The organism is Reyranella sp. (assembly GCF_965228225.1).
In the GTDB taxonomy this organism is placed as follows: domain Bacteria; phylum Pseudomonadota; class Alphaproteobacteria; order Reyranellales; family Reyranellaceae; genus Reyranella.
On sequence record NZ_OZ245801.1, the window covers coordinates 5,749,232 to 5,773,509 of the forward strand.

Consider the following 24,278-nt stretch of genomic DNA (forward strand, 5'->3'; position numbering starts at 1 on the left):
AGAGACGACGATGGACCGCGCCACTGGAGTGGCGCGCTCCAATGAGGCCCGTTAAGCGTTGTGGGCGCGCTTCAGCGCCTGGTCGAGATCGTCGAACAGGTCGCTGCTCTCCTCGACGCCGACCGACAGCCGCAACAGGTCGGGCGGGCAGGGCGTACCCGGGCCCTCGATGCTGGCGCGATGCTCGATCAGGCTTTCGACGCCGCCCAGCGAGGTGGCGCGCTTCCACAATTCGACGCGCGCCGCCGTGGCGATGGCCGCGCGCTCGCCGCCCTTCACCCGGACCGACAGCATCCCGCCGAAGCCGCCCTTCATCTGCTTTGCCGCCACCGCGTGGCCGGCGAAGGAGGGCAGGCCGGGATAGAGGACTTGTTCCACCATCGGATGCTCGGCGAGCTTTTCCGCCAGGCTCTGGGCCGAGGTGCACGCCCAGGCGACGCGCGGGAAGAGGGTGCGCATGCCTCGCATCAGCAGCCACGCCTCGGTCTGGCCGAGAATGGTTCCGAGTTGCGCGCGGATGGTCCGCAGCTTCGCCCAGTGCGCATCGTCGCGCGCGCCGGTGAGCGCGCCGGCGATGATGTCGGAATGCCCGTTGAGGTACTTGGTCGCCGAATGCATGACGATGTCCGCGCCGTGCTCGATCGGCCGTGTCAGCACCGGCGTCGCGACCGTCGAATCGACCCCCAGCAGGGCCCCGGCCTTGTGTGCGATCTCCGCGATGGCGGCGATGTCGGACACGCTCCAGGTCGGATTGGCGGGTGTCTCGATCCAGACGAGTTTGGTGACGCCCGGCTTCACCGCCGCGGCCACCTCGTCGGCTTTGTCGGTGTCGACGAACTCGATCTTGAGGCCCCAGTGCGTGGCGAAGGTCATCAGCCAGTTGCGCAGCGCCCAGTACATGACCTTGGAGGTCACGACATGGTCACCGGGCGAAAGGGCCAGGAAGCAGGCGGTGGCCGCACTCATGCCGGAGGAGAAGATCAGCGATTTCGCGCCCCCTTCCAGCGCCGTGAGCGTTGCCTCGGCCTGGTCGAACGTGGGATTGTCGGCCCGCCCGTAGATGCGGCCGGACCTGTATCCGTTGTCCTCGTCGCGCAGATAAGTGCTGGCCATGTGAATCGGCGGCACGACGGCCTTGGTGACCGGGTCGATCCATCCCATCGCCTGGGCGGCGAGGGAGGCAGGAGCAAAGACTTTCTCGGACATCGGGGCCCCGTCGGCTTACATAAATCTTACGTCGAACGCGATTTTATAGCGCATCGCAGCACTTGAAATGACGATGCAGTAGTAGCTTCATATATAGTGATTTGCTCGACACATCTTTAGGATCGGCAAGGTTGCCGACGAGACGGCAAACACTCGCTGGGGAGTCAGGAATGGACGGTCAGACCCTGCACACGAAGCAGCTTCACACGGCCGGTCGCGGGGACCGCGTCGCCCGCACGCGCGAATCGATCGTGGCCTCGGCCCTGGCCCTCGCCGCGGCCGGCCAGGTCGCGCCGATCGTGCGCGACATCGCCCAGATGGCCGGCGTCTCCGCCCGCACCGTGTTTCAGCACTTCGCCGACACCGCCGAACTGTACGTCGCCGTCCTCGGCCGCGTGCTGGCCGCCCTGGTCGGGGAAGCGCCTGAGCTCGCCTCTGCCGGGCCGATCGAGCAGCGCGTCTCCAGCCTGATCGACCAGTGCGCCGACCGCTACGAGCAGCTCCGCCCGATGTGGACCTTCGTCGAGACGCTGCAGCGCCGGTCGCCGGAAGCGGCCGACATGATCTCGCAGATCTACAGCGCCAACACCGCACACCTCTCGCAGGCCTTCGGTCCCGAGTTGGGCGCGCTGCCGGCGGAATCGCGGCAGCGGACCCTGACCGCCCTCGCCCTGGCCATCGCGCCGGAAAGCTGGGTCGTGCTGCGCCAGCGCCTCGGCCTGTCGGTCGAGCAGGCGCGGGAAGAGCTCGGCTTCGTGGTGCAGTCGGTCTTCGCGACCGAAGCCGCGCGCCGCTAGCCGTTCGCGGTTCCTGCGCCGCTGGCGGCGGCGCGGGCCAGCCTCTCGAGCGAGCGGTCGCTGAGACCCAGTTCGCCCAGATGGGCGACCGTATTCAGCACGTAGTCGAGGCTGCTGCCGGTGGCGCCATGGCCCTGGCGGATCAGGCGCAGCGCCTCCGCTTCCGGCAGCTTCCCGGCAAACTGCCGGTGGGAGCGATCGGCGAGATAGACCAGCGATGGCACGACCTGGCCGTCGTCGAGCCGGATCGGCCGCACCGTCTCCACGTACACACCGTCATTGTCGATCTCGCGATGGACGAGATAGCGCCGCACCTCGTCGTAGGCGGCGTCGGGCAGCCGGTGCGCCAGGCCGCGGCAGGAGCCGCCGGGCAGCAGGCCGAGCATGAGCCCCGGCCTCTCGGGCGTGCCGCGATAGTGTTCCGAGTAGATGCAGAAGGCGCGATGCCAGCCCTGGAGCCGCGCCGCCTGCGTTTCCGGCGTGGCGAAGCCCGGGTTCCACATCAGCGAGCCGTAGCCGAAGACCCACAGGGGCCCGGTCGAACATGTTCCTGTGAGCGTGCCCAATCCCAGAGTCCTTCGGTCTCAAGTTGTCCCACTCACCTCATCCTGAGGAGCACGCCGATGGCGTGCGTCTCGAAGGATGGGCAACAGACGCGGTGTTCGTGCCGACCCTTCGAGACGCTCACTGCGTTCGCTCCTCAGAGGCTGGCCGGAAATGAATGCAGCTAAAACAAGAGGCTATGAATAGCCCCAATAACCTCACCCTGAGGAGCATCGCGCAGCGATGCGTCTCGAAGGGTGGGAACGCGCACCTTGCCTGTTGCCCATCCTTCGAGACGCGCCCCTGCGGGTCGCTCCTCGGGATGAGGTAAGTGCTTGAATCGATGTAATTCATTTCCGGCCAGACTCTCAGGTGAGGTCTTCTGTTGAGGTGCTATCCCTCGATCAGCAGTCTCGCCCGGAAAGCCTCTAGGCCTGGTTGAGGTGGATCAGGGCGCGGCGGATTTCGCGCGTGCGCGTGAACAGGTCGAACAGCTTGTCGCCCTCGCCCCAGCGGATGGCGCGCTGCAGGTAGAAGAGATCCTCCTGGAAGCGCTGGAGGACTTCGAGGACGGCCTCGCGGTTGTTCATGAACACGTCGCGCCACATGGTGGGATCGGAAGCGGCGATGCGCGTGAAATCGCGGAAGCCGCCGGCGGCGAACTTCAGGATCTCGCTGTTGAGGTGGCCGCCGAGATCGTCGGCCGTTCCCACGATCGTGTAGGCGATCAGGTGCGGCAGATGCGAGGTGATGGCCAGGATCCGGTCATGGTCCTTGGGGTCGATGCGCTCGACCTGGCTGCCGAGACCCTTCCAGAAGGCTTCGAGCCGGGCGACGGCGGCCTCGTCGCTGTCGGGCAGCGGCGTCAGGATGCACCAGCGGCCCTGGAACAGATCGAGCAGCGCGGCTTCGGGGCCGGAATTCTCGGTGCCGGCGACCGGATGGGCCGGCACGAAATGCACGCCCTTGGGGATGTGCGGCGCCATGTCGGCGATCACCGTCTGCTTCACCGAGCCCACGTCCGAGACGATGCAGCCGGGCTTCAGGCTCGACGCGATGGCCTGGGCGGCCGGTCCGCAGGCGCCGACCGGCGTGCAGACGATCACCAGGTCGGCGTCGCGGCAGGCTTCCGCGAGATCGGTGCCGCAATGATCGGCGAGCTTCAGCTTGTTGGCGAGGGCTGCCGTCTCGGGGCTGCGCGTGGCGGCCACGATCGTCCTGGCCAGGCCGCGCTTGCGGGCCTCGAGTGCAATCGAGCCGCCGATCAGGCCGATGCCGATCAGCGCGATCTTGTCGAACAGGGGTTCGGTCATTTCGCGGCCACGAAGCGGGCCAGCGAAGCCTGCACCGCCTTCACCTCGGCCTCGGTTCCCACCGTGATGCGCAGGTGCTCGGGCAGGCCGTAGCCCGCCACGAGGCGCGGGATCAGACCGTCGTTCATCAGCCACTCGTTGGCCGCGACGGCGCGTTCCTTCGAGCCGAAGCCGACCAGCACGAAGTTGCCGAAGCTGGGCACCGGCTCGAGGCCGAGCTTCGCGAGCTCGGCGCTGAGCCACGGCAGCCAGATGTCGTTGTTGGTGCGGCTGGCATCGGTGTGGGCGATGTCGTCGAGGGCGGCGATGCCGGCGATCTGCGCCGGGAGGTTGACGTTGAACGGCTGGCGCAGCCGGCTCATGACGTCGACGATTCCGGCCGGCCCGTACATCCAGCCGAGACGCAGCCCGCCCAGGCCGTAGATCTTCGAGAAGGTGCGGGTCATCACCACGTTCTCGGCCTGGTCGACCAGCTCGACGCCCGAGTCGTAGTCGTTGCGGCTGACATACTCGGCATAGGCCGCGTCGATGATCAGCAGAACGTTCTTGGGCAGGCCGGCATGCAGGCGGCGCACATCGTCCTTGGTGACGTAGGTGCCGGTCGGATTGTTCGGGTTGGCGAGGCAGACGATGCGCGTCCTGTCCGTCACCGCCGCCAGCATCGCGTCGATGTCGCTGCCATAGTCCCTGGCCGGCGCCGCGACGGGGGTCGCACCGACGCCCAGCGCGTTGATCGCGTACATCAGGAAGCCGTACTGGCTGTAGAGCAGCTCGTCGCCGGGACCGCAGTAGGCGCGGACCAGCAGGTTCAGGATCTCGTCGGAGCCCGCGCCGCAGACGATGCGCGCCGGATCGAGACCGTAGTGGCGGCCCAGCGCCTTGCGCAGGTTCGCCGTGTCGCCGTCGGGATAGCGATGGAGGTCGGCCGCCGCCTTGGCGTAGGCCGCCATCGCCTTCGGCGAGGGCCCGAGGGCGCCTTCGTTGGACGACAGCTTGGCGATCGTCTCCTTGCCGTCGATCGAGTCCTTGCCCGGCACATAGGGCGCGATCTTCATGATGCCCGGACGCGGGGTGAGCGCGCTCATGCCAGTCTCCTCTGAAAGTTCAGATCACGGTTTGGCGTCGATCGGCACGGCATAGGCGCCGATGGCGGCCGCGCAACCCTTTTCCAGTCCCAGGGCCGCTTCGAGGTCGCGCAGGCGCGTATCGTCGTCCGCGATCACGCCCGGGACCTCGACGAGATAGTGATGCACCCCGGCCACGACCTGGTCGAGCGCCGAGGTGAAGGCCGGCAGGCCGGCCTTGGCGAGCGCGGCGGCGATGCGGTCCCGGCTCAGGCCGTTCTTCGCCTCGACCGACAGGAGGGCGCGATCCGAACCGCTCGGTTCGGCGTCGATGCGGGCCAGCACGAAGGCCGAGATGCCGCGCGCCCGGGCATTCGGCATGGCGAGGAACGGAAGACGGGCCACCACGGTCGGCAGGGTCGTGTCCTTGCCGGCGAGCAGGGGCCACCAGGGGCTCGCGTCGGTTTCGAGAGGAGCCGGCACGATGCCGAGGGTCGTCGGTCCGGCGCGGACGGCGGACAGGACGCCGGCCGGCGTGTCGTGGGCGACGAACGGGATCTGGCAGCCGAAATGATCGCGGGCGAGGTCCCAGTAGCCGGGCTGGTCGTCCGGCCGGCAGATGGCGATCTTGAGCCCGGGCGTCTGGATCAGGGTGAAGGCGCTCATCATCTCGCGCCACATGCGATAGACTGCGCCGGACGGAAACCCGCCCTCATGGGTCGCCAGCCGCTTGCGCAGGACCTGGGCCTCGCGGCCCGGGCGCAAGGCGAGGCCGCCCGCCGGCTTGGTTGCGGAGATATGCCCGACGACCTCCGCGCGACGGCGAATCAGGCCGTGCAATTCGGTGTCGATGGCGTCGATTTCCTGCCGCAAGCTGTCGAGACTGGGAGCGTCCATTAGGCCGTTTTTTCCTGTGCGCAGCGGCGATACTACGTCCGCACTGCCCGCGTAAAGGCAAACAAGCCGCAAGAGGCTTGCCTCCCGCCATCCGCGACCGTATAGAGCCTCTCCGTGGAATTTGAGCCGACCGGCTTGCGGCCACGTTAAACACCGCTAAAAGGTCGGAGTGCTCGAAAAAAGCCCCCGTCCTTCCGGTCGGGGGCTTTTTCGTTGGAGTGGGTTAGTGCTCGACGACCTCACCGATGCCGAACGCAAGGCGCTCGCCCAGTGCCGCCACGCGATCCTGGGCGTGGACCGTCCGTTGCGCCTCGACTGCGGCGTCGACCTCGGCCCCTACCGGGTGGCCTATCAGACCTACGGTACGCTGAACGACGCGAAGTCCAACGCCGTCCTGGTCTGCCATCCCCTGACCTGCGACCAGTTCGTCGCCGATCGCCATCCCGTCACCGGCAAGGAGGGCTGGTGGGAGACCCTGATCGGGGCGGGCAAGATCCTCGATCCCGAACGCTACTTCATCATCTGCATCAACGTGCTCGGCCATTGCATGGGGAGCACCGGCCCGCAGGCTCGGGAGCCTTCGACCGGCCAGGCATGGAACCTGCGTTTCCCGGTCGTGACCATCGGTGACATGGTGCGGGCGCAGGCGGCACTGCTCGACCATCTCGGCATTCCCGATCTCTTCTGCGTGATCGGCGGCTCGATGGGCGGCATGCAGGTTCTGGAATGGGCCGCCAGCTATCCCAAGCGTGTCTTCTCGGCCGTGCCGATCGCCTGCGCCGCCCATCATTCGGCGCAGAACATCGCGTTCCACGAGGTCGGCCGCCAGGCGATCATGGCCGATCCGGACTGGAAGGGCGGCGACTATCGGCTGCACCAGACCAACCCGGCGCGCGGCCTCGCCGTCGCCCGCATGACGGCGCATATCACCTACCTCTCGGAACAGGCCCTGCAGCGCAAGTTCGGCCGCTCCCTGCAGAACCGCGACGCGCTGGGCTTCGGCTTCGATGCCGACTTCCAGGTGGAAAGCTACCTGCGCCACCAGGGCTCGACCTTCGTCGACCGCTTCGATGCCAACAGCTACCTCTACATCACGCGCGCGATGGACTATTTCGATCTCGCGGGCGCGCATGGCGGCGTGCTGGCCAACGCCTTCAAGGGCACCGCCACGCGCTTCTGCCTGATGTCCTTCACCAGCGACTGGCTGTTCCCGACACGCGAGAGCCGCGCGGTCGTGCATGCGCTCAATGCCGCCGCCGCCAACGTGTCGTTCGTCGAGGTCGACAGCGACAAGGGCCACGACGCCTTCCTGCTCGACGAGCCCGAGATGTTCCGCACCCTCTCGGGTTTCCTGAAGGGCGCCGCCACGGCTCGCGGCCTCCGGAGTGCCCACTGATGAACGCACCGATCCGCGTCGACCTGCAGCTCATCGCCGATATGGTCGAGCCGGGCACACGCGCGCTCGACGTCGGCTGCGGCGACGGCGCACTGCTGGCCTATCTCATGAACGCCAAGCGGGTCGATGCGCGCGGCATGGAACTCAGTCAGGCCGGGGTGAATGCCTGCGTGGCCAACGGCCTGTCGGTCATCCAGGGCGATGCCGATGCCGACCTGCGCGACTATCCCGACGACGCGTTCGACTATGTGATCCTGAGCCAGACCCTGCAGGCCACGCGCGAGCCGCGCCGGGTGCTCGAGCAGATGCTGCGCGTCGGCAAGCGCGCGATCGTGTCCTTCCCCAACTTCGCGCACTGGCAGGTCAGGCTGCGGCTGGTGTTCGGCGGCCGCATGCCCGAGACCGCGTCGCTGCCCCACAAGTGGTACGACACGCCCAACATCCATCTCTGCAGCATCGACGATTTCCGCGCGCTCTGCCGCACCATGGGCGTCCGCATCGAGCGCGGCATCGTGCTCAACAGCAAGAGCCGCCGCATCAGCCTGCCGCCGCTGCTCGCCAACCTGATCGGCGAGCAGGCCGTCTTTATGCTCAGGCGCGACTAGAGTCTTCCCTTCAAGCCTCCCCGCGCCACCTCATCCTGAGGAGCACGCCGCAGGCGTGCGTCTCGAAGGATGGGCAACCGACGTGGTGCGCGTACCCATGCTTCGAGACGGCCCTTCGGGCCTCCTCAGCATGAGGTCGTTGTTGAGTTGCCCGGCGGCAAACGCTCATAGAAGCCCTCGATCTCGTCTTCTTTCAGTTTCACGAAACCGTGGCGCAGGTAGAAGCGGTCGGCCGGGCTGCCGTTCAGCACTTCGAGACGCACGGGCAGGCCGGCCGTGTCGGCTTCGGCCAGCAGTGACATCAGGATTTTCGTGCCGAGGCCCGACCCGTGCAGGCGACGTTCAAGGTAGAACGAGTCGATCTTGATCTCGTGGTCGTGCTTGCGAAAGCCGACGCAGCCCACGCGCCTGTCGGCCAGCAGGATCAGTCGCGTGCCCGGTTCGTCGAAATGTCCGCGGAACGTGCGGCGCGACCGTTCGGGCGTGTAACGGCCCACCCGTTCGAGATGCTCCCGCATCACCTCGGTCCGCAGCACCAGCAAGGGTTCGAAATCGGCCTCGGTCGCGGGACCGAAGCACCAGAGGTCAGTCACGCGTTGCGATCCGGGCGAGGCGCGGTTTCGCGACCGCCAGCCAGTCCTTCGTGTCGAGCTCCATTGAGCGGTCGAGCCGGCCGGCGTTGAAGAACAGCGTCTCGTTGGCCAGCAGGTCTTCCTCGACCACGATCGAGAGGGTGGGATTGAGCGCGAAGGGCGGCACCGCGCCCATGACGCAGCCGGTCAGCGCCTGCGCCGTGTCGGGCGAGGCGAAGCCGCACTTGCGCGCCTCGAACAGCGCGGCAACGGCAGCGAAGTCGAGCTTGCGGCTGCCCGGCAGGATGGCGAGCACATGGCGCTTGCCGCCGCCACCGCCGCGCACGTCGAGCACCATGGCCTTGGCGGCCTGGTCGGGACGGTTGCCGCGAATGACGCTGATCGCTTCCGACTTGCCCTCATGGGCGTGCTCGATGACGCGGAACTTCGCCTTCGCATCGCTGAGAAGTTCAACGAGCCGATCGAATACTTCACCGGCCACGGATCACCTTCTCCGAGAGAATCTTCAGCGCCTCCTCGAGGCTCGGCACCTGGCCGTCGGCCGGGGCGATATCGGCGTCGACCGTGCGGCGATGGCTCTTCTCGATGACTTCCGTCATCAGCGGATCGACGCCGGTCTCGCGCAGCGTCTGCGCGACCAGTCCCATTTCTTCCCAGCGACGGTGGGCATGAACCACGTGCGTCTGCACCAGCATGGTGATGAAGCCGGCGAGCCCCATCGAATCGGCGTCGCCCAGGCAACCCAGGACCTCGTCGAGGATGCCCTGGCGTTGCGCGGCGACCAGCGCCTCGACGCCCAGCGCCTCGATGCCCTTCACGAGTGTGCTGCGCAGCATCTTGACCGACGAGGCACTGCCGGGCTTGGGGCCCAGCAAGGTGGCGACGAAGCCGTTGGCATTCATCCAGGCAACGGCATCGGCGGCATCCTCTCCCGCCACCAGCATCGGCGCCTTGATGCCCTGCTTGAAGAAGCCGCCCATGACGGCGACGTCGACGTAACGGCCCGCGCCCTTCTCGATCTCGGCGCGATCCTCGTCCGACATCCTGCCGGTGACGGTGCAGAGGTCGAGATAGTGCGCGCCGTTCTTCAGAAGTGGCGCGGCCGATCGTGCGGCCGAGAGCGCATGCTCGCCCTGTACGGCAGAGATCACGAGATCGGCTTCGTTCAGCGCCTCGGTGTAGCTGTCGCTGATCGCGACATCGAGGGAGCGCGCGGTCTTGCCCAGCGCCGTGCCGCGCGGATCCTTGTCGAGCGCGGTGTCGATGGCGATAACGCGACGCGGGGCGTTATCGCCGGGTTTGGACGGGCCGCGCCAGCCGCCTTCCGCTGCAAGACCGCGTGCGATGGCCGAACCGGCTTCGCCAAAACCCAGCAGCGCGATGACGCGCGGAGCGAATGACATGTCGTTCTTTCTCTTGGGAAATCAGGAGGCGGGTTTGTCGCCGTCCTCGGTCGTGCGCGCGGCTCCCGCGACCCGCGGGGTGTCACGCGAACTGGCGACGCGCAGCTTGGGCCGCACGGCGACGGCTTGCGGCTGGCTGCGCTCGGCAATGCCGGCAAAGAGCTGCTTGCCGGACTCGATGACGTTGACGCCGCCGAAGCGGCTGAGCCAGCGCTGGCCGAACCGCTCGAGGGTCGGGGCCATGCGCATCATGAGCCGCGACCGGGTCGGCGGCATGTAGAGCGCGCGCGTCTGGCGCAGCGGCGCGAACATGTTGGCGCGCAACAGCGCGTTGAGCTGGCCCGCCGAATAGGGATGGCCCTGATAGAAGGGCGAGCGGTCGACCTGCGACCAGAAGCCGGTACGCGTCGGCGCCACGACGACCATGCGGCCGCCATCGGCCATCACGCGCCAGATCTCGCGCAGCATCGGGCGAAGCTGTTCGGTGCACTCGACGGCATGGACCAGCACCACGCGGTCGACCGACCGGTCGGGCAGCGGCAGGTCGAGCTCGTCGACCAGGGTCGCGAGGTTGCGGCCTTCGCGTGGCCAGCGCGTGACGCCCTGCTGGGCGGGCATGAAGGCCAGCGTGCGGCCGGCCTCTTCCATGAAGGGACGCAGCAGCGGTTGCGCAAAGCCCAGCCCCAGCACCGTCTCGCCGCGCACGTTCGGCCAGACTTCACGCAGGCGGGCGCGCAGGAGCCGCTGGGTCATCTGACCGAGCGTGCTGCCGTAGAATTCCTCAAGGTCGAGGACGTTGCTCCACATGCTCGGGACTGTAGCAGAAACCGGCGCCCGCGGACCATGGCCGGCGCAAGCCAGCTCTGCTAGCCTTGCATCATGAGCACAACGCTAGACATTGTCCGTATCCCGGTCCTGAACGACAATTACGTGTGGTTGATGCGGGAGCCGCAGAGCGGCGCCGTGGCCGTCGTCGATCCCGCCGTGGCCGGACCGGTCCTCGCGGAGGCCGAAAGGCGCCGCTGGAAGATCACTCACATTCTCAATACCCACCATCACGGCGATCACGTCGGCGGCAATCTCGAGATCAAGCAGGCGACCGGCTGTACGATCGTCGGCCTGCGCCAGGACCGCGCCCGCATCCCCGGGATCGATGTCGAGGTCGACGACGGCGACCGCTACCGGGTCGGCGAGGCCGAGGCCGAGATCTTCTTCGTGCCGGGACACACCAGCGGCCACATCGCCTATGCCTTTCGCGACCAGAAGGCGCTGTTCTGCGGCGACACGCTTTTTGCGCTCGGTTGCGGGCGCATGTTCGAAGGCACGCCGCAGCAGTTCTGGACCTCGCTCAGCCGGCTGCGCGCGCTGCCCGACGACATGCGCGTCTATTGTGCGCATGAGTACACGCAGTCGAACGCCCGCTTCGCGCTGACCGTCGAGACGGGGAACCAGCAGCTCAAGGCGCGCTCGGCGGCGATCGATGCGGCGCGCGCCCGCGGAGAGGCCACCGTGCCGTCGCTGCTCGGCGAGGAGAAGGCCACCAACCCGTTCCTGCGCGTCGACGTGCCGGCCGTTCAGGCCGCGGTCGGCCTCGCCGGCGGCGATCCGGTCTCGGTGTTCGCCGAGGTGCGCCACCGCAAGGACGTGTTCCGCTAAGCCGCGACGCGCACGCCGTCGAGGGCCGACATTTCTTCCGGTGTCGGCGGCTGCCAGATCGTCTCGATGAAATCGAACATCGGTCGCGTGACCTTCACGCGGAAGGTCTCGCCTTGCTGTTCGTTGCGCGCCTCGACGCGCCGCCAGCGTTCGCCGGCATCGACGTCGAGGAAGTGCAGGCGCACGCCGACGCTGGCCGCCGCGACCCGGTCGGCGACGCGCCGACGCTGGTCGGCTTGCTGGAGGCCGAGATCGAGGATCGCGGGGACGCCCGTGCTGGCAAGAGCGAGGGCCGTTGCCACGATCTGCCGCTCGCAGCGCAGCACACGCTCCTCGATCCAGGGCCAGCTCACCTGCGGGGGCGTGTCGGGCGCAAACAGCGTCACCATCCAGTCGTCGATCGACAGAGGCAGCGCCCCCAGCTGCTGGCGCAGCTCGTTGGCGTAGGTAGTCTTGCCGGCGCCGGTCGAGCCGCAGACGAGATGGATCATGACAGGTCTCCCGGCTGACCGGCGGTCAGGCGTCCGAGCAGGTCGGCCAGGGTGGCGATCTCCGCCTCCGTCCAGCGGTCGCGGAACAGATCGGCGGCCATGCGTTCGAGCGTCGCCCGGGCGTCGCCGACCAGCCGCTGGCCCGCCTCGGTCAGGACGACATAGGCGAGGCGGGCATCGCGCGGATCGGCTTCGCGACCGACGCAGCCCAACTTCTCCAGCGGGCTGGTCATGCGGGTCACGCTCGAGGGGCTGACGTGCAGGCGCTTGGCGAGTTCGATGCGGCTGAGCCGGTTCAGGGGCGCCCGTTCGAGGTGCATCAGCAGCAGCACCTCCTTGAGGGCCAGCCCGTGCACGGAGCCGAGCTCGCCGGCGAAGCGCTCTTCGAGTCGCGCCGTGGCGCGGAGCAGGTTCAGGGTGGCGGAGAAGGAAGTCGTGTTCATCGGCCGTACATAGGCCGATATATTTCCTAATGCAAGTATATCGGAATCAATTAGGATGCTTCAGCGCCTCACGAGGCAGAAATAGCCGCTGAGACCTAGAGCGAGCGCCAAGGCCGCATAGAGCGGCGCCTGCGGGACGGCGAGGAACAGCCACGGGGCGGTCAGCGGCCCGACCGCGGCGCCGAAGTCGCGCCAGGTCGAATAGCTCGCCTGGCTGGAAAGGACGGTGCCGTGGCCGCGCTCGATCACCAGCACGGGGATCAGCGTGTTGAACATGCCGCGGGTCATGACGATCAGGAGCGCCCCCAGCAGCTCGTGACCCGCCGCGATCAGGACGAAGCCGCCGACCAGAAGGGCCGCGTTCGCGATGGCGATGCGCCGTGCCCCGAATCGGTCGCCGATCCAGCCGCCGAGCGGCCCCGTCGTGACCTCGACCAGCCAGCGCAGCGCCAGCAGCATCGCCGTCGCCATCACCGGCGCGACCGAGGTGATCGAGTCCTTCATCAGGAAGGCAAGGGTGAGCAGGAAGACGCCGTCGCCCGCGAAACCCAGGACGAAGCCCCAGACTTCCAGCCGGTGGGGAACCGGCAGCTTGAAGCCCTTCTTCGCGACGGGTTCGCGCGGCAGGCGGGGCAGGGCGAGCGCGGCGACCAGCGCGATCAGGGTCAGGCCGCCGTAGATCAGGAACACCGGGCGCGCACCGAGTTCGAGCACGATCCAGGCGCCGCCGACCAACGACATCGCCTGCACGAGCCCGATGGCGGCACGGCTGGCGCCCACGCGCTTGCCGGCATTGGCGCGGTCGCTGACGGCATAGGCCAGGGTCGAAAGATTGAGCGAGGCGTAGGAGATGCCCCAGAGGATGCGCGCCAGGATCTGGGCCGTTGGATCGTCGACCAGCCCGTAGATGGTCGTCGAGACGGCCGAACCGAGCGCCGCGGCGATCATCAGCGCGTGCGGGCCGAGGCGCTCGCCGAGATGGGCCACTGCGGAATTGGCCAGGAGGCGGATCCAGCGGTTGAGCGACAGCAGAACGCCGACCATCGCCAGCGAGACCCCGAACTGCTCATGGTAGAGCGGCAGCACGGCATAGAGCAGCGTATCGCCGATCATGCAGACGGCGATCACCAGCCCCGGCAGCGCCATGCCGACCGGCGCGGCGCCGCGAGCGGGCGCCGCGGTCATGCCGCGGTCGTCACTGGGCGCGCAGCACCAGGGCCTCGCGCAGGGCGGCGGCGCACAGCGTCGTGCCGCGCCGGGCGCCGTGCAGCAGCATCGGCGAGCTCAGGAACCCGTGCAGCATGCCGCCGAACTCGACCAGGTCGGCCTGCGTGCCGTCCTGCTGCAGGCGCCAGGCGTAGGCACGGCCTTCGTCGCGCAGCGGATCGTAGCCGGCGGTGACGACCAGGGCCGGCGGCAGGCCCGCCAGCGAGGCCGCGCGCAGCGGCGAGACGCGCCAGTCGCCGCGGCTCGCTTTGTCGGGCGTGTAATGGTCGAAGAACCACTCCATCGTCACCGCGTTCAGCCCGTAGCCGTCCTCGAAATGCCGATAGGATTCGGTGCGCGCCACCGCGTCGGTCACCGGATAGGCGAGAAGCTGCATCAGCAGCTTCGGTCCGCCGTTGTCGCGCGCCCAGATCGACGCCGCGGCGGCGAGATTGCCGCCGGCGCTGTCGCCGCCGATGGCCAGGCGGGTCGGATCGATGCCGACCGACGCGCCGTGGGCGGCCACCCATTTCAGCGCCGCCACGACATCGTCGAAGGCGCCGGGGAAGCGCGCCTCGGGTGCCAGGCGATAGTCGACATGGAACACCGCGATGCCGGCTTCCAGCGCGAGCTGGGCGCAGAGCACGTCATGGCTGTCGAGATTGCCGAACACCCAGCCGCCGCCATGGGCGTAGACCAGCGCCGGCAGCGCGGCATCGGCGGGTGCCGATGCGGGGCGATAGAGGCGGACGGGCAGGTCGCCCGCCGGGCCGGGTATGGTGCGATCGATGACCGTCACGTCGCCGGGGCGCGGGCCCTGGGCGCCGGGGCGAAGCGAAAGATAGAGATCGCGGGCGGCTTGCGGGCTCAACGTGTTCCAGGCCGGGCGATTCGCGGCCGCCATCAGGTCGATCAGCCGCTGGGATTCCGGATCGAGAGCCATTCCACCCACTCCATTGAAAACATTCTCCGCACTCTAGCAGGCTGCGCCCCTGTTTCGTCACGAGGCGAATGGTAAGGTGTGCCATGACATTCGAACCGGACTACAGCGCACCGTCGTCGGCCAAGCCTTCCTGGTGGCGGCGAAGCTGGGATCGCGTGCGGGGATGGCGCCCGGGCCTCTCGACTTCCGCCCCATCGTCAGGCGGTCGCAAGGTCTGGGGATGGACGTGGCGCATCCTCGTCCTGCTGCTCATCCTCTACTACCCGCTCGGGGCGCTGGTGACCGAGGATATCGACGACGATCCGCAGTTCACGGCTCACAACGTGGCGCCCGGGGAAAGCAAGGCGGTGGCCACGGCGGCCGACCTCGTCACCCGCGAGGTCGACGTCCACACCTGGACGCCGATGATGCCGTTCCTCACGCCGTCGGGGCTGCTCGACAACATGCCGAACTTCCAGCGCGGCATCATGTCGGCGCTGGGCCGCTTCAGCACCGAGTTGATGGACCAGCTCGGCCGCACGCGCGGTTCGAGCCAGACCGACCGCGACCTCGAGCAGGCCCGCGGCTTTCTGAACGAACAGCCCAACATCTGGCTGTGGCAGCCCAGCGTGTCGCTGCTGCCGTCGACGACCTCGGCCCAGAAGTACCGCGCCGGCCGCGACAGGCTGATCGCCTACAACAAGCGCCTGGGTTCCGGGCAGGCGGTGTTCGAGCGGCGGGCCGACAATCTGCAGGCGCTGCTCGACCGCATCGCCAACGATCTTGGTTCGGATTCGGCGGCGATCGACCAGCATGTGATCGAGAAGGCCGGCGACCTGTTCGACGCCAGGTGCGACGACATCTTCTACTTCAACAAGGGCCGCCTTTACGTCTACTACCTGCTGCTGCGCGATCTCGGCGTCGACTTCCAGAACGTCATCCGCGACCGCGAACTCACCACCGCCTGGAACGGCACGGTCGACACCTTCCGCATCGCCGCCCAGCTCGACCCGTGGGTCGTCTGGAACGGCTATCCCGATGCGCTGCTGATCCCCAATCACCTGCTCGCGCAGGGCTTCTATCTGCTGCGCGCCCGCACGCAGCTGCGCGAGATCACCAACATCCTGCTGAAGTAGCGTCGCGTGGAGATCTATCTCCCCATCGCCGAGCTCTCGATGAACGTGTTCGTGCTGCTGGGCCTCGGCGCCGCAGCGGGCCTTCTCTCGGGCATGTTCGGAGTGGGGGGAGGCTTTCTCGCCACGCCGCTGCTGATCTTCGTCGGCATCCCGCCGGCCGTCGCCGTCGCCAGCCAGGCCAACCAGGTGGTGTCCAACTCGATCTCCTCGCTGCAGGTCCAGTGGCGGCGCGGCAATGTCGATCTCCGCATGGGCCTGGTGCTGCTGGCGGGCGGTATGCTCGGCTCGTCGGCCGGAGTCTGGCTGTTCACCTACCTCAAGCGCATCGGCCAGATCGACTTCGTGATCGCGGTGCTCTACGTCGTGATGCTGTCGGCCATCGGCCTGCTCATGCTGGCGGAGAGCCTGAGCACGTACTTCAAGCGCAAGCGCAATCCCGAGGGGCCGCGCGGCAAGCTGCACAGCCACTATCTGGTGCACCGGCTGCCGCTGAAGCTGCGCTTCTACAAGTCCAAGCTCTACATCAGCGCCCTGCTGCCGCTCGGGCTGGGCTTCATCATCGGGGTATTGTCGGCGATCCTCGGCGTGGGCGGCGGCTTCGTGCTGGTGCCGGCCATGATCTACCTGCTGGGCATGCCGACGGCGGTGGTGATCGGCACGTCGAACTTCCAGATCCTGTTCGTCGCGGCCAACGTTACCTTCCTGCAGGCCGCGACCAACGGCACCGTCGACGTGGTGCTGGCGCTGCTGCTGATCCTGGGCGGCGTCGTGGGCGCCCCGATCGGCGCCCGGATTGCCGCCAAGCTGCCCGGTCTTGCGCTGCGGGCGCTGATGTCCGTGTTGATCCTGGCGGTGGCGGGCGAGCTCCTGACCGAGCTGCTGCGGACGCCGACCTCCCTCTATTCGCTCGGCGCCCGCGAGGTGCTGCCATGAAGTGGCTCGGCCTGCTCGCCAGTCTCGCGCTTCTCGCCGGCGCGACCGACGGGCTGGCGCAGGGCCCGCGTCTGGAGCCGGCCCCGGGCGGCCTGGCGACGCCGGGGATCGGCGGCCCGCCCGACGGGACCGTCCCGCCCTCGGTCCCGACCGAACCCACCACCCCCGATCTGATCGTCGATCTGTCGCTCGCCCGCGTGTCGATCACCTCGGCTTTCCAGGGCGAGAGTATCCTGCTGTTCGGCATGTTCGACCCGCCCGGCGAGATCGTTGTCGTCGTGGCCGGTCCGCCGGCCCGCGAGACGGTGATGCGCAAGCAGCGCTTCATGGGGATCTGGCTGAATACCGGACGACAGGCCTTCGACGATGTGCCGGCCTACTACGCCATCGCCGCCAGCCAGCCCCTGCAGCGCCTGCTGGCACGCGGGGCGGGCGGTGAGATCCTGTCGCTCGAGGACCGGCTTGCCAGCCTGAAGCCGGCGACGCCGCGCGATGCCGCGGAGCTGGCGCGTTTCCGCGCCGGCCTCGTCGAGGTGAAGCGGCGGGAGGGTCTCTATCCTGCGGCCATCGGCCAGGTGACCGTCCAGGCGGGCCGCCTGTTCCGGGTCGACCTGCCCTTTCCGTCCCGCCTGCCGGAAGGCGTCTACGACATCCGGGTCTATCTGCTGCGCGAAGGGAAGATCGTTGCAGCCATCTCGCGGCCGCTGCCGGTCGGCAAGGTCGGCTTCAGCGCCCAGCTTGCGGGCTGGTCGGCGCATGAGGGGGCCCTTTATGGGTTGGGAGCCATCCTGATGGCGCTGCTGGTCGGCTATCTCGGCGGCGCGGTCATGCGGCGTCTGTAGAACAGGGGGAAGGAACATGAGCGAGCAGCCCAGGCCCGGCGAGCGCGTCTTCCTCGTCGTGGTCGACGAGAGTCCGGAGATGCGCAACGCCCTTCACTATGCCTGCCGCCGCGCCAAGCGCACCGGCGGCCGGGTTGCCATGCTCTACGTCATGGACCCGCCGGAAGGACAGCAATGGGGCTCCGTGGTCGAGCTGATGCGCGAGGAAGCGCGCCAGCAGGCCGAGACCGTGGTCGCCCAGCACGCCGACGTGGCGGTTTCGATGACCGGCCAGCCGCCGTCGATCTATATCCGCGAAGGCAAGAGCCGCGACGAACTCGCGAAGCTCCTCGCCGAGGACCGTTCGATCTCCGTCCTCGTCCTCGGCAGCGCGTCGGATAGCGACGGGCCGGGGCCGCTGGTGACCGCCTTCACCGGCAAGGCGGGTGGACAGCTTCGCATCCCGTTGACCATCGTTCCGGGCGCGCTCACCGAAGCGGAGATCGACGCCATTTCATGATGCGCGCGAAAAGATGGCGGGCCTTCTGCGGCGATATGCGCGCATAATCTTCTTTGCGTACAATTGAAGCAATTGGGTCGTGCCGGGTATTTCGCAAATTAACATACTGTAAAATATAAATAATCAGTCAATATTCCATAATATTTATACAGTGGCGCTCAAGAATCATCTTGATCGACTTGCAACCGGTTCCTACGTCCGAAGCCATCGAGTGGGGATGGAGACGTCCTGATCCCCAGCCTGAGCGATGCCGAGGGGTCCCCCCGAAGCGTTCGAACCGGAGGTAGGTTTGTTTATCCAGACCGAGCAGACGCCCAATCCGTCGACCCTGAAGTTTCTCCCTGGCCGCGTGGTCATGGAGAAGGGGACGGCAGATTTCGCCAACGTCGAGGCCGCCACGCCGTCACCGCTTGCCAAGAGGCTGTTCGCGGTGGAAGGGGTCGAGCGCGTGTTCTTCGGCTCCGACTTCGTGACCGTCACCAAGACGGCCGACCGGGATTGGCAGATCATGAAGCCGTCGATCCTCGGCGGCATCATGGAGCATTTCACGTCGGGCGATCCCGTGATCGCCGACAGCGAGGCCGCTGCGACCGTGGCCGCGGACGACGATGAGGTCGTTGCCCAGATCAAGGAACTACTCGACACCCGCGTCCGGCCCGCAGTGGCCCAGGACGGCGGCGATATCGTGTTTCACGATTTTCGCGATGGCATCGTCTACCTGCACATGCAGGGCTCCTGCTCGGGCTGCCCGAGTTCGACGGCCACGCTGAAAATGGGAATCGAGAACCTTCTGAAGCACTACGTGCCGGAAGTCGTGGAAGTTCAGGCGGCCCAGTAGGGCCGATTTCGCTCAAGCGTACGCGTTGGGATGGCGCACGCGGCCCTGTAGGGCCGCGCGATGGGCCGTCTTTGCGACAAACGATAATCAAGAGTGTGGTATGCGATTGACGTTACGGCCCGCCATCGAGCGTGGGCGCAACTATGCTTTTCCCGCTGCTTGGGCGGCGGTTCTTGCAACGGGGGTCGGCTTCTACAAGCCGTCGCCGTCGGCCGATGTGCCTTATGTCTCTCTCGGTGTCGGGAGCGCCTATGCCCAGGAGGCCGAGCCGGAGCCCCTGCAGATGGTCGACGTCGAACCCGCGGCCATCATGTTCGTGCGTCACGAAGTGAGCGAGCCCGACGACGTTGCGTACCGCTCGACGCGCGAGGGCGCAGGCAGCCACGGACGCTTCGCGGCGCCGGGCAACGCGGTTCGCCGCCAGGTCCAGGTGCGCGCCATCAGCCCGCGCACGGCCGACGAACTCGCCGGCTTCTTCCGGGACGTCTCCTACACCCTGACCGACATCCGCCAGGGCGAGGCGGTACCGCCGGTCAAGGTCGACCGGGTTCCGGCCGATCTCGGCACCAAGGACGGAGTTGAGCGCAAGATGCTCTTCATCACGGCGCTGCTGCCCGTGATCCTGGAGGTCAATCAGCGGGTGCTCGCCGATCGCGAACAGCTGCTCTATCTGCGCGACAAGCTCGTCTCGACGCCGCAGATGTTGACGGCCATCGAACGCATCTGGCTCGAGGATCTCGCCGAGCGCTACGACACGCCGGTCGAGAAGATCGATGAGCTGGTGCGTCGGGTGGACATCGTTCCGCCCTCCATGGCGATCGCGCAGGGCGGTGTGGAATCGGGCTGGGGCACCTCGTTCGCGGCGCGCAACGGCAATGCCCTGTATGGCCAGATCCAGTCGGTCGGCCGCCACAGCGTCTCGGTGCCGTGGAAACCCGGCGCCGGCATGCCCCAGCCGTTCACCGACGTGGGCGAATCGACAGAGGCCTACATCACCAACCTCAACACCCATCCCGCCTATGCCGGCTTCCGCAGCCAGCGGGCGGCGATGCGCGAGCGCGGCGAGGATCCGGACGGCTTCCGTCTGATCGGCGCGCTTCTGCGGTATTCGGAGCGCGGCCAGGAGTATGTGCAGTTCGTGCGGCAGATCATGCGCGAGAACGATCTGCGCGACTTCGACAAGGCCAAGCTGTCGGGCTTCTGAGCAAGCCCGGCGCCTACATCATCGACCGCGGCAGGTCGGCATCGGCGACGAGGGGATAGCGCCGCGCGTCGAACAGCTGATAGTGCCACCATTCGTTGCGATAGAAGTCCCAGCCCGCCGCCGTCATCAGGCCCATCAGCAGCAGGCGGTTGCGCTGAGCCTCGACGGAGATGTCGGTCCGCCCGTGATGCGAGAGCGGCGTGAAGGCATCGAACGCGGTTCCCATGTCGAGTTCGTCGCCCTTTGCGTCGAGCAGGCTGAGATCGACCGCGACACCCCGCGAATGCGGCGAGCCGCGGCGGGGATCGGCGATGAATTCGGGGTCGGGGTTCACGTTCCACAAGGCCCACTGCGCTTCGACCGGCCGCAGGGCGTCGAAGATGCGCAGCCTGAGGCCGAGCGGCCGGGCGAGTTCGATGGCCGCCGCCAGCCTGTCGGCCGCCTCGCGATGCAGCCAGCATTCGGCGTTTCGATAGACCGGCTGTCCCGTTAGATTGGCCGTCGTCGCATAAGCCAGCGTGACGTCGACGTCGAAATCGGGCGGAACGATCGCTACAAGGTCGAGCTTCATGACGCCACAATGCCCAGCCGCTTCCATCGACGCCAGTATCCTGCGTGCCAGTATCCTGCGGAAAGGAACGGCATGAGCACCGTGCTGGCCTTCGACTGCGCGGTGAGCGGGCAGGGCGTCGCAATCGTGCGCGACGGCGTTGCCCTGGCGAGCCTGTTCGAGGAGGGGCGCGACCAGGCGGCGCGGCTGCTGCCGGCGATCGCAACGGCATTGGCCGAGGCGCGTGTGGCGAAGGCGGAGATCGATCTCGTTGCGGTCACCATCGGGCCCGGCAGTTTCACGGGTGTGCGGGTCGGCCTGTCGGCGGCACGCGGTCTGGCCGTCGGCTTGGGGCTGCCCCTGGCGGGGATCGCCAGCACGGCGGTGCTGCAGGCGCAGGCGCCGGCGAGCGACCGGCTGGTGGTTGCCGCCATCGACACCAAGCTCGGCGACTGGTTCTGCGCGATCGGCGACGATCCTGCGCCCTTCGCCGCAACGGCCGAGGATCTGGCGGCACGCCTTGCCGGACAGAGCTGTCTGATCGTCGGGAAGGACATCGAGGCGCTCGTCCGCGCGCTGCAGTCCGCGGGCGTCGATGCGAGCGAGCGGGAGGGGCCGCCCGATCCGGCGGTGCTCGGCCGGCTGGCCGACGAGACGGGCGTCGAGGCATGGGCCGCGCGAAATCGTGCCGAGGGCCTGCCGCGGCCACTCTACCTGCGCGGCGTGAACATCACCCTGCCCAACGGCGCGCGCCGGACGGTGGAGTGATGGGCGAGGGCTTCGCTCTCGGCCCGGTGGGCGCCCTCGACCTCGACCGAACGTCGCATCTCCATCGCGAGGCGTTCGAGCCGATGGGCGAACGCGGCTGGTCCCGGGCCGACATTGCGGGCCTGCTCGCCTCGCCGGGGGTGGCCGGTTTCCTGCTGACGGAAGCCGGTGCGGACATCGGCATGGCGATCTGCCGGATCGTGGCGGGCGAGGCCGAGTTGCTCACCATCGCGGTGAATCCTGCGCAACGCCGCCGTGGCGCTGCCCGCCGACTGCTGGGTGCCGTCGTCGAGAGGGTCCAGGCAGAGGGTGCCCTGACGCTCTTCCTCGAAGTCGGTGCGGATAATCCGGGCGCCCTCGCGCTCTACCGGGCGATGGGCTTCGAGACGGTGGGGCGTCGCTCCGCCTACTATCCCCGCGGGGATCGCCCGGCCGCTGATGCGCTCGTCATGCGTCTCACTCTCAGCTGATCACAGGCGGCGAATGGTGATGGTGTGGATATCCCCGGCGGTCTCGATGCCCAGGATCGTGTGGCCTTCATCCCTTGCGGCGCGAGGGACATTGCGCAGCGGCTCGTCGCCGCGCAGGCGAACGGCAAGGGTTTCCCCCGGATTCATGCGTTCCAGCCTGAGCTTCGTCCGCACGAAGGTCATGGGGCAGACCTCGCCGGTAATGTCGATGTCATGGTCAGCGCGTATGGACATGTCCAACTATACCGAGAACGTCGGCCGGTGTAGGGTAGCACGGCATGCCTGACAGGAAATCAAAGCTCGAACTCCTATGCGCAGAGCGCGGCCTCAAAATGACCGACCAGCGACGCGTCATCGCGCGCGTCCTGTCGGATGCGTCGGATCATCCCGACGTGGAGGCCGTGCATCGTCGCGCGACGGCGATCGATCCAAACATCTCCATCGCCACGGTCTATCGGACGGTGAGGCTTTTCGAAGAGGCGGGGATTCTCGCCAAGCACGATTTCGGCGATGGCCGGGCGCGCTACGAGGAGACGCCGGACGAGCACCACGATCACCTGATCGACATCCAGAGCGGCAAGGTCGTGGAGTTCCACAACGACGAGATCGAGGAGCTTCAGCGCAAGATCGCCGAGAAGGCCGGATACCGGCTCGTCGGTCATCGCCTCGAGCTCTATGGCGTTCCCCTGGATGGAAAATCCGACCGCCAAAAATAAGTGGACGAGCCCATCGGCAGCCCGATAATGGGCCCATGATCGGGGCGGCCCCCTTGCGGATGACACATGCGCATTGACCGCGTTGACAGTGAAGCTGAGCTTCTTGGACCGCCCATCTCCAATCGGGAGATCGTGCAGGTCGTCGCCGGCGACTTCGAGGTTCGCCTCGCCCAGACGGTCGCCGAGATCGAGGCGGCGCAGGCGCTGAGGTACCGCGTCTTCTACGAGGAAATGTCGGCACAGCCCTCCGCTGAGATGCGGACGATCGGCCGCGATTTCGATCCTTTCGACGAAGTCTGCGACCATCTGCTGGTGCTCGACCGCCGTCGCGGCGACGGACCGGAAGGCATCGTCGGGACCTATCGCCTGATCCGCAGGCCTGCCGCGGCGAAGATGGGCCGGTTCTATTCGTCGGCCGAATACGACATCCAGAAGATGATCGACTATCCGGGCGAGGTCCTGGAACTCGGTCGTTCCTGCATCGCCCGCGACGCCCGCAACACCGCGACCATGCAGATGCTGTGGCGCGGAATCGCGCTCTATGCCTATCACTACAACATCCAGGTGATGTTCGGCTGCGCGAGCATTCCGGGCACCGATCCGACGCAGCACGCGCAGGCGCTGTCCTACCTTTATCACCACCATCTCGCGCCGCCGGAGATTCGCGTACGGGCCCAGCCGCACCGTTACGTGAAAATGGATATGCTCGAACCCGGCAGTTACGACCCGCGAAAGGCGATGGCGCGCGTCCCGCCGCTGATCAAGGGTTACCTGCGACTCGGCGGCTTCGTCGGCGACGGCGCGGTGATCGACCACGAGTTCAACAGTACCGATGTCTTCATCACCGTGAAGACCGAGTTGGTGACGGAGAAGTACATCCGCCACTACGAACGCGGAATGCGTGAGTAGCAAGGCCGGCGCTCCCCTGGCCGCGACCTGGATCGGCTCACCGCTGCGCGGCGCATTTCGGCTCCTGAGCTATCTGCTGCTCACGCTGGTGATGCTGCCGTTCCATCTGCTGGCGCTCGCCTTCCGCGTCACGCCGGTCATTCGCTGGCTGCCGGTCATCTATCACCGGACGGTGTGCCTGATCCTCGGCATCAAGGTGAAGGTGAACGGCCAGCGCTCGACGGTCACGCCGACGCTCTTCGTCTGCAATCACGTCTCCTATCTCGACATCGAAGTGCTGGGCGGCCTCATTCCCGGCTGCTTCGTTGCCAAGGCCGAGGTGGCGACCTGGCCGTTCTTCAGCACGCTGGCCAAGGCGCAACGCACCATCTTCGTCGAGCGGCGCTCGAACAAGACCAGCGACAGCCGCGACGAGATGATGAAGCGGCTGAACACGGGCGACAATCTGATGCTGTTCCCGGAGGGCACGAGCAGCGACGGCACGCGCGTGCTGCCGTTCCGCAGCGCCCTGTTTGGCGTGGCGCAGCTCCGGCGCGATGACCGGCCGATCGTCGTGCAGCCGGTGGCGATCTCCTACACCCGTCTCGACGGCATTCCCCTCGGCCGCTACTGGCGACCGCTGTTCGCCTGGTTCGGCGATCTCGATCTGGTTCCGCATCTCTGGCAGATGGTCTGCCTCGGCGAGACCCAGGCGGTCGTGACCTTCTTTCCGCCGATCGACATCGAACGCCTCGGCGATCGCAAGAAGCTCGCGGAATACTGTTTCCGCCAGGTCTCCGCCGGGGTCCAGGCGGCGAATTCGGGCCGGCCCGAATTGATGCCCTCCCTGACCGAGCCGGTGCCGACTGGCTCCCCGTCCTGACGCCCCTCGACCCTGC

At 67.4% G+C, this 24,278-nt stretch carries 30 protein-coding genes and 1 riboswitch; of the genes, 15 read left to right on the forward strand and 15 right to left on the reverse strand.

The window, feature by feature from the left end; genetic code table 11:
* Nucleotides 1-51: 51 nt before the first annotated feature.
* Nucleotides 52-1,206, reverse strand: coding sequence for a trans-sulfuration enzyme family protein (locus tag ACO07K_RS27855; protein WP_422033671.1), 1,155 nt, complete (start codon nt 1,204-1,206; stop codon nt 52-54).
* Between the two features lie 170 nt (nt 1,207-1,376).
* Between ACO07K_RS27855 and ACO07K_RS27860 the strand changes: the two genes are divergently transcribed.
* Entirely contained in the window at nt 1,377-2,003 is a 627-nt protein-coding gene (locus tag ACO07K_RS27860) for a TetR/AcrR family transcriptional regulator (protein ID WP_422033672.1), read from the forward strand.
* Here the strand turns inward: ACO07K_RS27860 and ACO07K_RS27865 are convergent.
* The 4 genes from ACO07K_RS27865 to ACO07K_RS27880 form a co-directional block, all read right to left on the reverse strand.
* Complete coding sequence (locus ACO07K_RS27865) at nt 2,000-2,569, reverse strand: gamma-glutamylcyclotransferase (RefSeq protein WP_422033673.1); 570 nt, start codon at nt 2,567-2,569, stop codon at nt 2,000-2,002. The genes ACO07K_RS27860 and ACO07K_RS27865 overlap by 4 nt on opposite strands.
* A 405-nt stretch (nt 2,570-2,974) precedes the next feature.
* Nucleotides 2,975-3,859, reverse strand: coding sequence for a prephenate/arogenate dehydrogenase family protein (locus ACO07K_RS27870; RefSeq protein ID WP_422033674.1), 885 nt, complete (start codon nt 3,857-3,859; stop codon nt 2,975-2,977).
* Nucleotides 3,856-4,944 carry a histidinol-phosphate transaminase gene (gene hisC, locus ACO07K_RS27875; protein ID WP_422033675.1) on the reverse strand — a complete coding sequence of 363 codons (1,089 nt, stop codon included), beginning with the start codon at nt 4,942-4,944 and terminating at the stop codon, nt 3,856-3,858. Before hisC ends, ACO07K_RS27870 begins: the two co-directional genes overlap by 4 nt.
* Nucleotides 4,945-4,968: 24 nt before the next feature.
* On the reverse strand, nt 4,969-5,820 hold the full coding sequence (locus ACO07K_RS27880; protein WP_422033676.1) for a chorismate mutase: 852 nt from the start codon (nt 5,818-5,820) through the stop codon (nt 4,969-4,971).
* A 104-nt stretch (nt 5,821-5,924) separates the two neighbouring features.
* A riboswitch (SAM riboswitch) is annotated at nt 5,925-6,000 on the forward strand.
* A 103-nt stretch (nt 6,001-6,103) separates the two neighbouring features.
* Here ACO07K_RS27880 and metX point away from each other — a divergent pair.
* Nucleotides 6,104-7,216, forward strand: coding sequence for a homoserine O-acetyltransferase MetX (gene metX, locus ACO07K_RS27885; protein ID WP_422036715.1), 1,113 nt, complete (start codon nt 6,104-6,106; stop codon nt 7,214-7,216).
* Nucleotides 7,216-7,821: a methionine biosynthesis protein MetW gene (gene metW, locus ACO07K_RS27890; RefSeq protein ID WP_422033677.1), complete on the forward strand. Its 606-nt coding sequence runs from the start codon at nt 7,216-7,218 to the stop codon at nt 7,819-7,821. Before metX ends, metW begins: the two co-directional genes overlap by 1 nt.
* A 125-nt stretch (nt 7,822-7,946) precedes the next feature.
* Here metW and ACO07K_RS27895 read toward each other — a convergent pair whose 3' ends face one another.
* Genes ACO07K_RS27895 through ACO07K_RS27910 form a run of 4 tightly spaced genes read right to left on the reverse strand, consistent with a single transcriptional unit; the run spans nt 7,947 to nt 10,624 of the window.
* Nucleotides 7,947-8,414, reverse strand: coding sequence for a GNAT family N-acetyltransferase (locus tag ACO07K_RS27895; RefSeq protein WP_422033678.1), 468 nt, complete (start codon nt 8,412-8,414; stop codon nt 7,947-7,949).
* Nucleotides 8,407-8,895 (reverse strand): YbaK/EbsC family protein, encoded by a 489-nt coding sequence (locus ACO07K_RS27900; protein WP_422033679.1) that lies wholly within the window; start codon nt 8,893-8,895, stop codon nt 8,407-8,409. Before ACO07K_RS27900 ends, ACO07K_RS27895 begins: the two co-directional genes overlap by 8 nt.
* Entirely contained in the window at nt 8,885-9,817 is a 933-nt protein-coding gene (locus ACO07K_RS27905) for a DUF1932 domain-containing protein (protein ID WP_422033680.1), read from the reverse strand. Before ACO07K_RS27905 ends, ACO07K_RS27900 begins: the two co-directional genes overlap by 11 nt.
* 21 nt (nt 9,818-9,838) lie before the next feature.
* Nucleotides 9,839-10,624 carry a class I SAM-dependent methyltransferase gene (locus tag ACO07K_RS27910; protein ID WP_422033681.1) on the reverse strand — a complete coding sequence of 262 codons (786 nt, stop codon included), beginning with the start codon at nt 10,622-10,624 and terminating at the stop codon, nt 9,839-9,841.
* Nucleotides 10,625-10,696: 72 nt separating this feature from the next.
* Between ACO07K_RS27910 and gloB the strand changes: the two genes are divergently transcribed.
* Entirely contained in the window at nt 10,697-11,473 is a 777-nt protein-coding gene (gloB, locus tag ACO07K_RS27915; protein ID WP_422033682.1) for a hydroxyacylglutathione hydrolase, read from the forward strand.
* Here the strand turns inward: gloB and ACO07K_RS27920 are convergent.
* The 4 genes from ACO07K_RS27920 to ACO07K_RS27935 are packed head-to-tail and all read right to left on the reverse strand — an operon-like array spanning nt 11,470 to nt 14,556.
* Complete coding sequence (locus ACO07K_RS27920) at nt 11,470-11,964, reverse strand: AAA family ATPase (RefSeq protein WP_422033683.1); 495 nt, start codon at nt 11,962-11,964, stop codon at nt 11,470-11,472. The genes gloB and ACO07K_RS27920 overlap by 4 nt on opposite strands.
* Nucleotides 11,961-12,407, reverse strand: a complete 447-nt coding sequence (locus ACO07K_RS27925; protein WP_422033684.1) for a MarR family winged helix-turn-helix transcriptional regulator — start codon at nt 12,405-12,407, stop codon at nt 11,961-11,963. Before ACO07K_RS27925 ends, ACO07K_RS27920 begins: the two co-directional genes overlap by 4 nt.
* A gap of 60 nt (nt 12,408-12,467) precedes the next feature.
* The gene (locus ACO07K_RS27930; protein WP_422033685.1) at nt 12,468-13,592 is read right to left on the reverse strand and encodes an MFS transporter; all 1,125 of its coding nucleotides are present in this window, start codon (nt 13,590-13,592) and stop codon (nt 12,468-12,470) included.
* Nucleotides 13,593-13,602: 10 nt separating this feature from the next.
* Nucleotides 13,603-14,556, reverse strand: coding sequence for an alpha/beta hydrolase (locus ACO07K_RS27935; protein ID WP_422033686.1), 954 nt, complete (start codon nt 14,554-14,556; stop codon nt 13,603-13,605).
* Between the two features lie 83 nt (nt 14,557-14,639).
* Between ACO07K_RS27935 and ACO07K_RS27940 the strand changes: the two genes are divergently transcribed.
* From ACO07K_RS27940 to ACO07K_RS27965, 6 genes are all read left to right on the forward strand, one after another.
* Nucleotides 14,640-15,671, forward strand: coding sequence for a DUF2333 family protein (locus tag ACO07K_RS27940; RefSeq protein WP_422033687.1), 1,032 nt, complete (start codon nt 14,640-14,642; stop codon nt 15,669-15,671).
* 6 nt (nt 15,672-15,677) lie between these two features.
* The gene (locus tag ACO07K_RS27945) at nt 15,678-16,604 is read left to right on the forward strand and encodes a sulfite exporter TauE/SafE family protein (RefSeq protein ID WP_422033688.1); all 927 of its coding nucleotides are present in this window, start codon (nt 15,678-15,680) and stop codon (nt 16,602-16,604) included.
* Complete coding sequence (locus ACO07K_RS27950) at nt 16,601-17,446, forward strand: TIGR02186 family protein (RefSeq protein WP_422033689.1); 846 nt, start codon at nt 16,601-16,603, stop codon at nt 17,444-17,446. Before ACO07K_RS27945 ends, ACO07K_RS27950 begins: the two co-directional genes overlap by 4 nt.
* A gap of 16 nt (nt 17,447-17,462) precedes the next feature.
* The gene (locus ACO07K_RS27955; RefSeq protein ID WP_422033690.1) at nt 17,463-17,945 is read left to right on the forward strand and encodes a universal stress protein; all 483 of its coding nucleotides are present in this window, start codon (nt 17,463-17,465) and stop codon (nt 17,943-17,945) included.
* Between the two features lie 289 nt (nt 17,946-18,234).
* Nucleotides 18,235-18,783: a NifU family protein gene (locus ACO07K_RS27960; RefSeq protein ID WP_422033691.1), complete on the forward strand. Its 549-nt coding sequence runs from the start codon at nt 18,235-18,237 to the stop codon at nt 18,781-18,783.
* A 100-nt stretch (nt 18,784-18,883) separates the two neighbouring features.
* On the forward strand, nt 18,884-19,987 hold the full coding sequence (locus tag ACO07K_RS27965) for a glucosaminidase domain-containing protein (protein WP_422033692.1): 1,104 nt from the start codon (nt 18,884-18,886) through the stop codon (nt 19,985-19,987).
* A gap of 13 nt (nt 19,988-20,000) precedes the next feature.
* Here the strand turns inward: ACO07K_RS27965 and ddpX are convergent, their stop codons facing one another.
* Nucleotides 20,001-20,585, reverse strand: coding sequence for a D-alanyl-D-alanine dipeptidase (ddpX, locus tag ACO07K_RS27970; RefSeq protein WP_422033693.1), 585 nt, complete (start codon nt 20,583-20,585; stop codon nt 20,001-20,003).
* Nucleotides 20,586-20,630: 45 nt separating this feature from the next.
* On the opposite strand from ddpX, the gene tsaB reads away from it, so the two are divergent.
* Both tsaB and ACO07K_RS27980 read left to right on the forward strand, forming a co-directional pair.
* Nucleotides 20,631-21,305, forward strand: coding sequence for a tRNA (adenosine(37)-N6)-threonylcarbamoyltransferase complex dimerization subunit type 1 TsaB (tsaB, locus tag ACO07K_RS27975; RefSeq protein WP_422033694.1), 675 nt, complete (start codon nt 20,631-20,633; stop codon nt 21,303-21,305).
* Complete coding sequence (locus tag ACO07K_RS27980) at nt 21,305-21,775, forward strand: GNAT family N-acetyltransferase (protein ID WP_422033695.1); 471 nt, start codon at nt 21,305-21,307, stop codon at nt 21,773-21,775. The genes tsaB and ACO07K_RS27980 overlap by 1 nt, the downstream gene beginning before the upstream one ends.
* On the opposite strand, the gene ACO07K_RS27985 is transcribed toward ACO07K_RS27980, so the two are convergent.
* Nucleotides 21,776-22,009, reverse strand: coding sequence for a sulfurtransferase TusA family protein (locus ACO07K_RS27985; RefSeq protein WP_422033696.1), 234 nt, complete (start codon nt 22,007-22,009; stop codon nt 21,776-21,778).
* Nucleotides 22,010-22,053: 44 nt separating this feature from the next.
* Between ACO07K_RS27985 and ACO07K_RS27990 the strand changes: the two genes are divergently transcribed.
* The 3 genes from ACO07K_RS27990 to ACO07K_RS28000 all read left to right on the forward strand — a co-directional run bounded on the left by ACO07K_RS27990 (nt 22,054) and on the right by ACO07K_RS28000 (nt 24,262).
* Nucleotides 22,054-22,491: a Fur family transcriptional regulator gene (locus ACO07K_RS27990; RefSeq protein WP_298314641.1), complete on the forward strand. Its 438-nt coding sequence runs from the start codon at nt 22,054-22,056 to the stop codon at nt 22,489-22,491.
* A gap of 132 nt (nt 22,492-22,623) precedes the next feature.
* Nucleotides 22,624-23,400, forward strand: coding sequence for a GNAT family N-acetyltransferase (locus ACO07K_RS27995; protein WP_422033697.1), 777 nt, complete (start codon nt 22,624-22,626; stop codon nt 23,398-23,400).
* Nucleotides 23,393-24,262 carry a lysophospholipid acyltransferase family protein gene (locus ACO07K_RS28000; RefSeq protein ID WP_422033698.1) on the forward strand — a complete coding sequence of 290 codons (870 nt, stop codon included), beginning with the start codon at nt 23,393-23,395 and terminating at the stop codon, nt 24,260-24,262. The genes ACO07K_RS27995 and ACO07K_RS28000 overlap by 8 nt, the downstream gene beginning before the upstream one ends.
* Nucleotides 24,263-24,278: the final 16 nt, after the last annotated feature.

Coding starts and splice junctions, on each gene's coding strand:
- ACO07K_RS27855 (WP_422033671.1), bottom strand. CDS start 1,206: ATGTCCGAGAAAGTCTTTGCTCCTGCCTCCCTCGCCGCCCAGGCGATG.
- ACO07K_RS27860 (WP_422033672.1), top strand. CDS start 1,377: ATGGACGGTCAGACCCTGCACACGAAGCAGCTTCACACGGCCGGTCGC.
- ACO07K_RS27870 (WP_422033674.1), bottom strand. CDS start 3,859: ATGACCGAACCCCTGTTCGACAAGATCGCGCTGATCGGCATCGGCCTG.
- hisC (WP_422033675.1), bottom strand. CDS start 4,944: ATGAGCGCGCTCACCCCGCGTCCGGGCATCATGAAGATCGCGCCCTAT.
- ACO07K_RS27880 (WP_422033676.1), bottom strand. CDS start 5,820: ATGGACGCTCCCAGTCTCGACAGCTTGCGGCAGGAAATCGACGCCATC.
- metW (WP_422033677.1), top strand. CDS start 7,216: ATGAACGCACCGATCCGCGTCGACCTGCAGCTCATCGCCGATATGGTC.
- ACO07K_RS27905 (WP_422033680.1), bottom strand. CDS start 9,817: ATGTCATTCGCTCCGCGCGTCATCGCGCTGCTGGGTTTTGGCGAAGCC.
- ACO07K_RS27910 (WP_422033681.1), bottom strand. CDS start 10,624: ATGTGGAGCAACGTCCTCGACCTTGAGGAATTCTACGGCAGCACGCTC.
- gloB (WP_422033682.1), top strand. CDS start 10,697: ATGAGCACAACGCTAGACATTGTCCGTATCCCGGTCCTGAACGACAAT.
- ACO07K_RS27920 (WP_422033683.1), bottom strand. CDS start 11,964: ATGATCCATCTCGTCTGCGGCTCGACCGGCGCCGGCAAGACTACCTAC.
- ACO07K_RS27925 (WP_422033684.1), bottom strand. CDS start 12,407: ATGAACACGACTTCCTTCTCCGCCACCCTGAACCTGCTCCGCGCCACG.
- ACO07K_RS27930 (WP_422033685.1), bottom strand. CDS start 13,592: ATGACCGCGGCGCCCGCTCGCGGCGCCGCGCCGGTCGGCATGGCGCTG.
- ACO07K_RS27935 (WP_422033686.1), bottom strand. CDS start 14,556: ATGGCTCTCGATCCGGAATCCCAGCGGCTGATCGACCTGATGGCGGCC.
- ACO07K_RS27940 (WP_422033687.1), top strand. CDS start 14,640: ATGACATTCGAACCGGACTACAGCGCACCGTCGTCGGCCAAGCCTTCC.
- ACO07K_RS27950 (WP_422033689.1), top strand. CDS start 16,601: ATGAAGTGGCTCGGCCTGCTCGCCAGTCTCGCGCTTCTCGCCGGCGCG.
- ACO07K_RS27955 (WP_422033690.1), top strand. CDS start 17,463: ATGAGCGAGCAGCCCAGGCCCGGCGAGCGCGTCTTCCTCGTCGTGGTC.
- ACO07K_RS27965 (WP_422033692.1), top strand. CDS start 18,884: ATGCGATTGACGTTACGGCCCGCCATCGAGCGTGGGCGCAACTATGCT.
- ddpX (WP_422033693.1), bottom strand. CDS start 20,585: ATGGAAGCGGCTGGGCATTGTGGCGTCATGAAGCTCGACCTTGTAGCG.
- tsaB (WP_422033694.1), top strand. CDS start 20,631: ATGAGCACCGTGCTGGCCTTCGACTGCGCGGTGAGCGGGCAGGGCGTC.
- ACO07K_RS27980 (WP_422033695.1), top strand. CDS start 21,305: ATGGGCGAGGGCTTCGCTCTCGGCCCGGTGGGCGCCCTCGACCTCGAC.
- ACO07K_RS27985 (WP_422033696.1), bottom strand. CDS start 22,009: ATGTCCATACGCGCTGACCATGACATCGACATTACCGGCGAGGTCTGC.
- ACO07K_RS27990 (WP_298314641.1), top strand. CDS start 22,054: ATGCCTGACAGGAAATCAAAGCTCGAACTCCTATGCGCAGAGCGCGGC.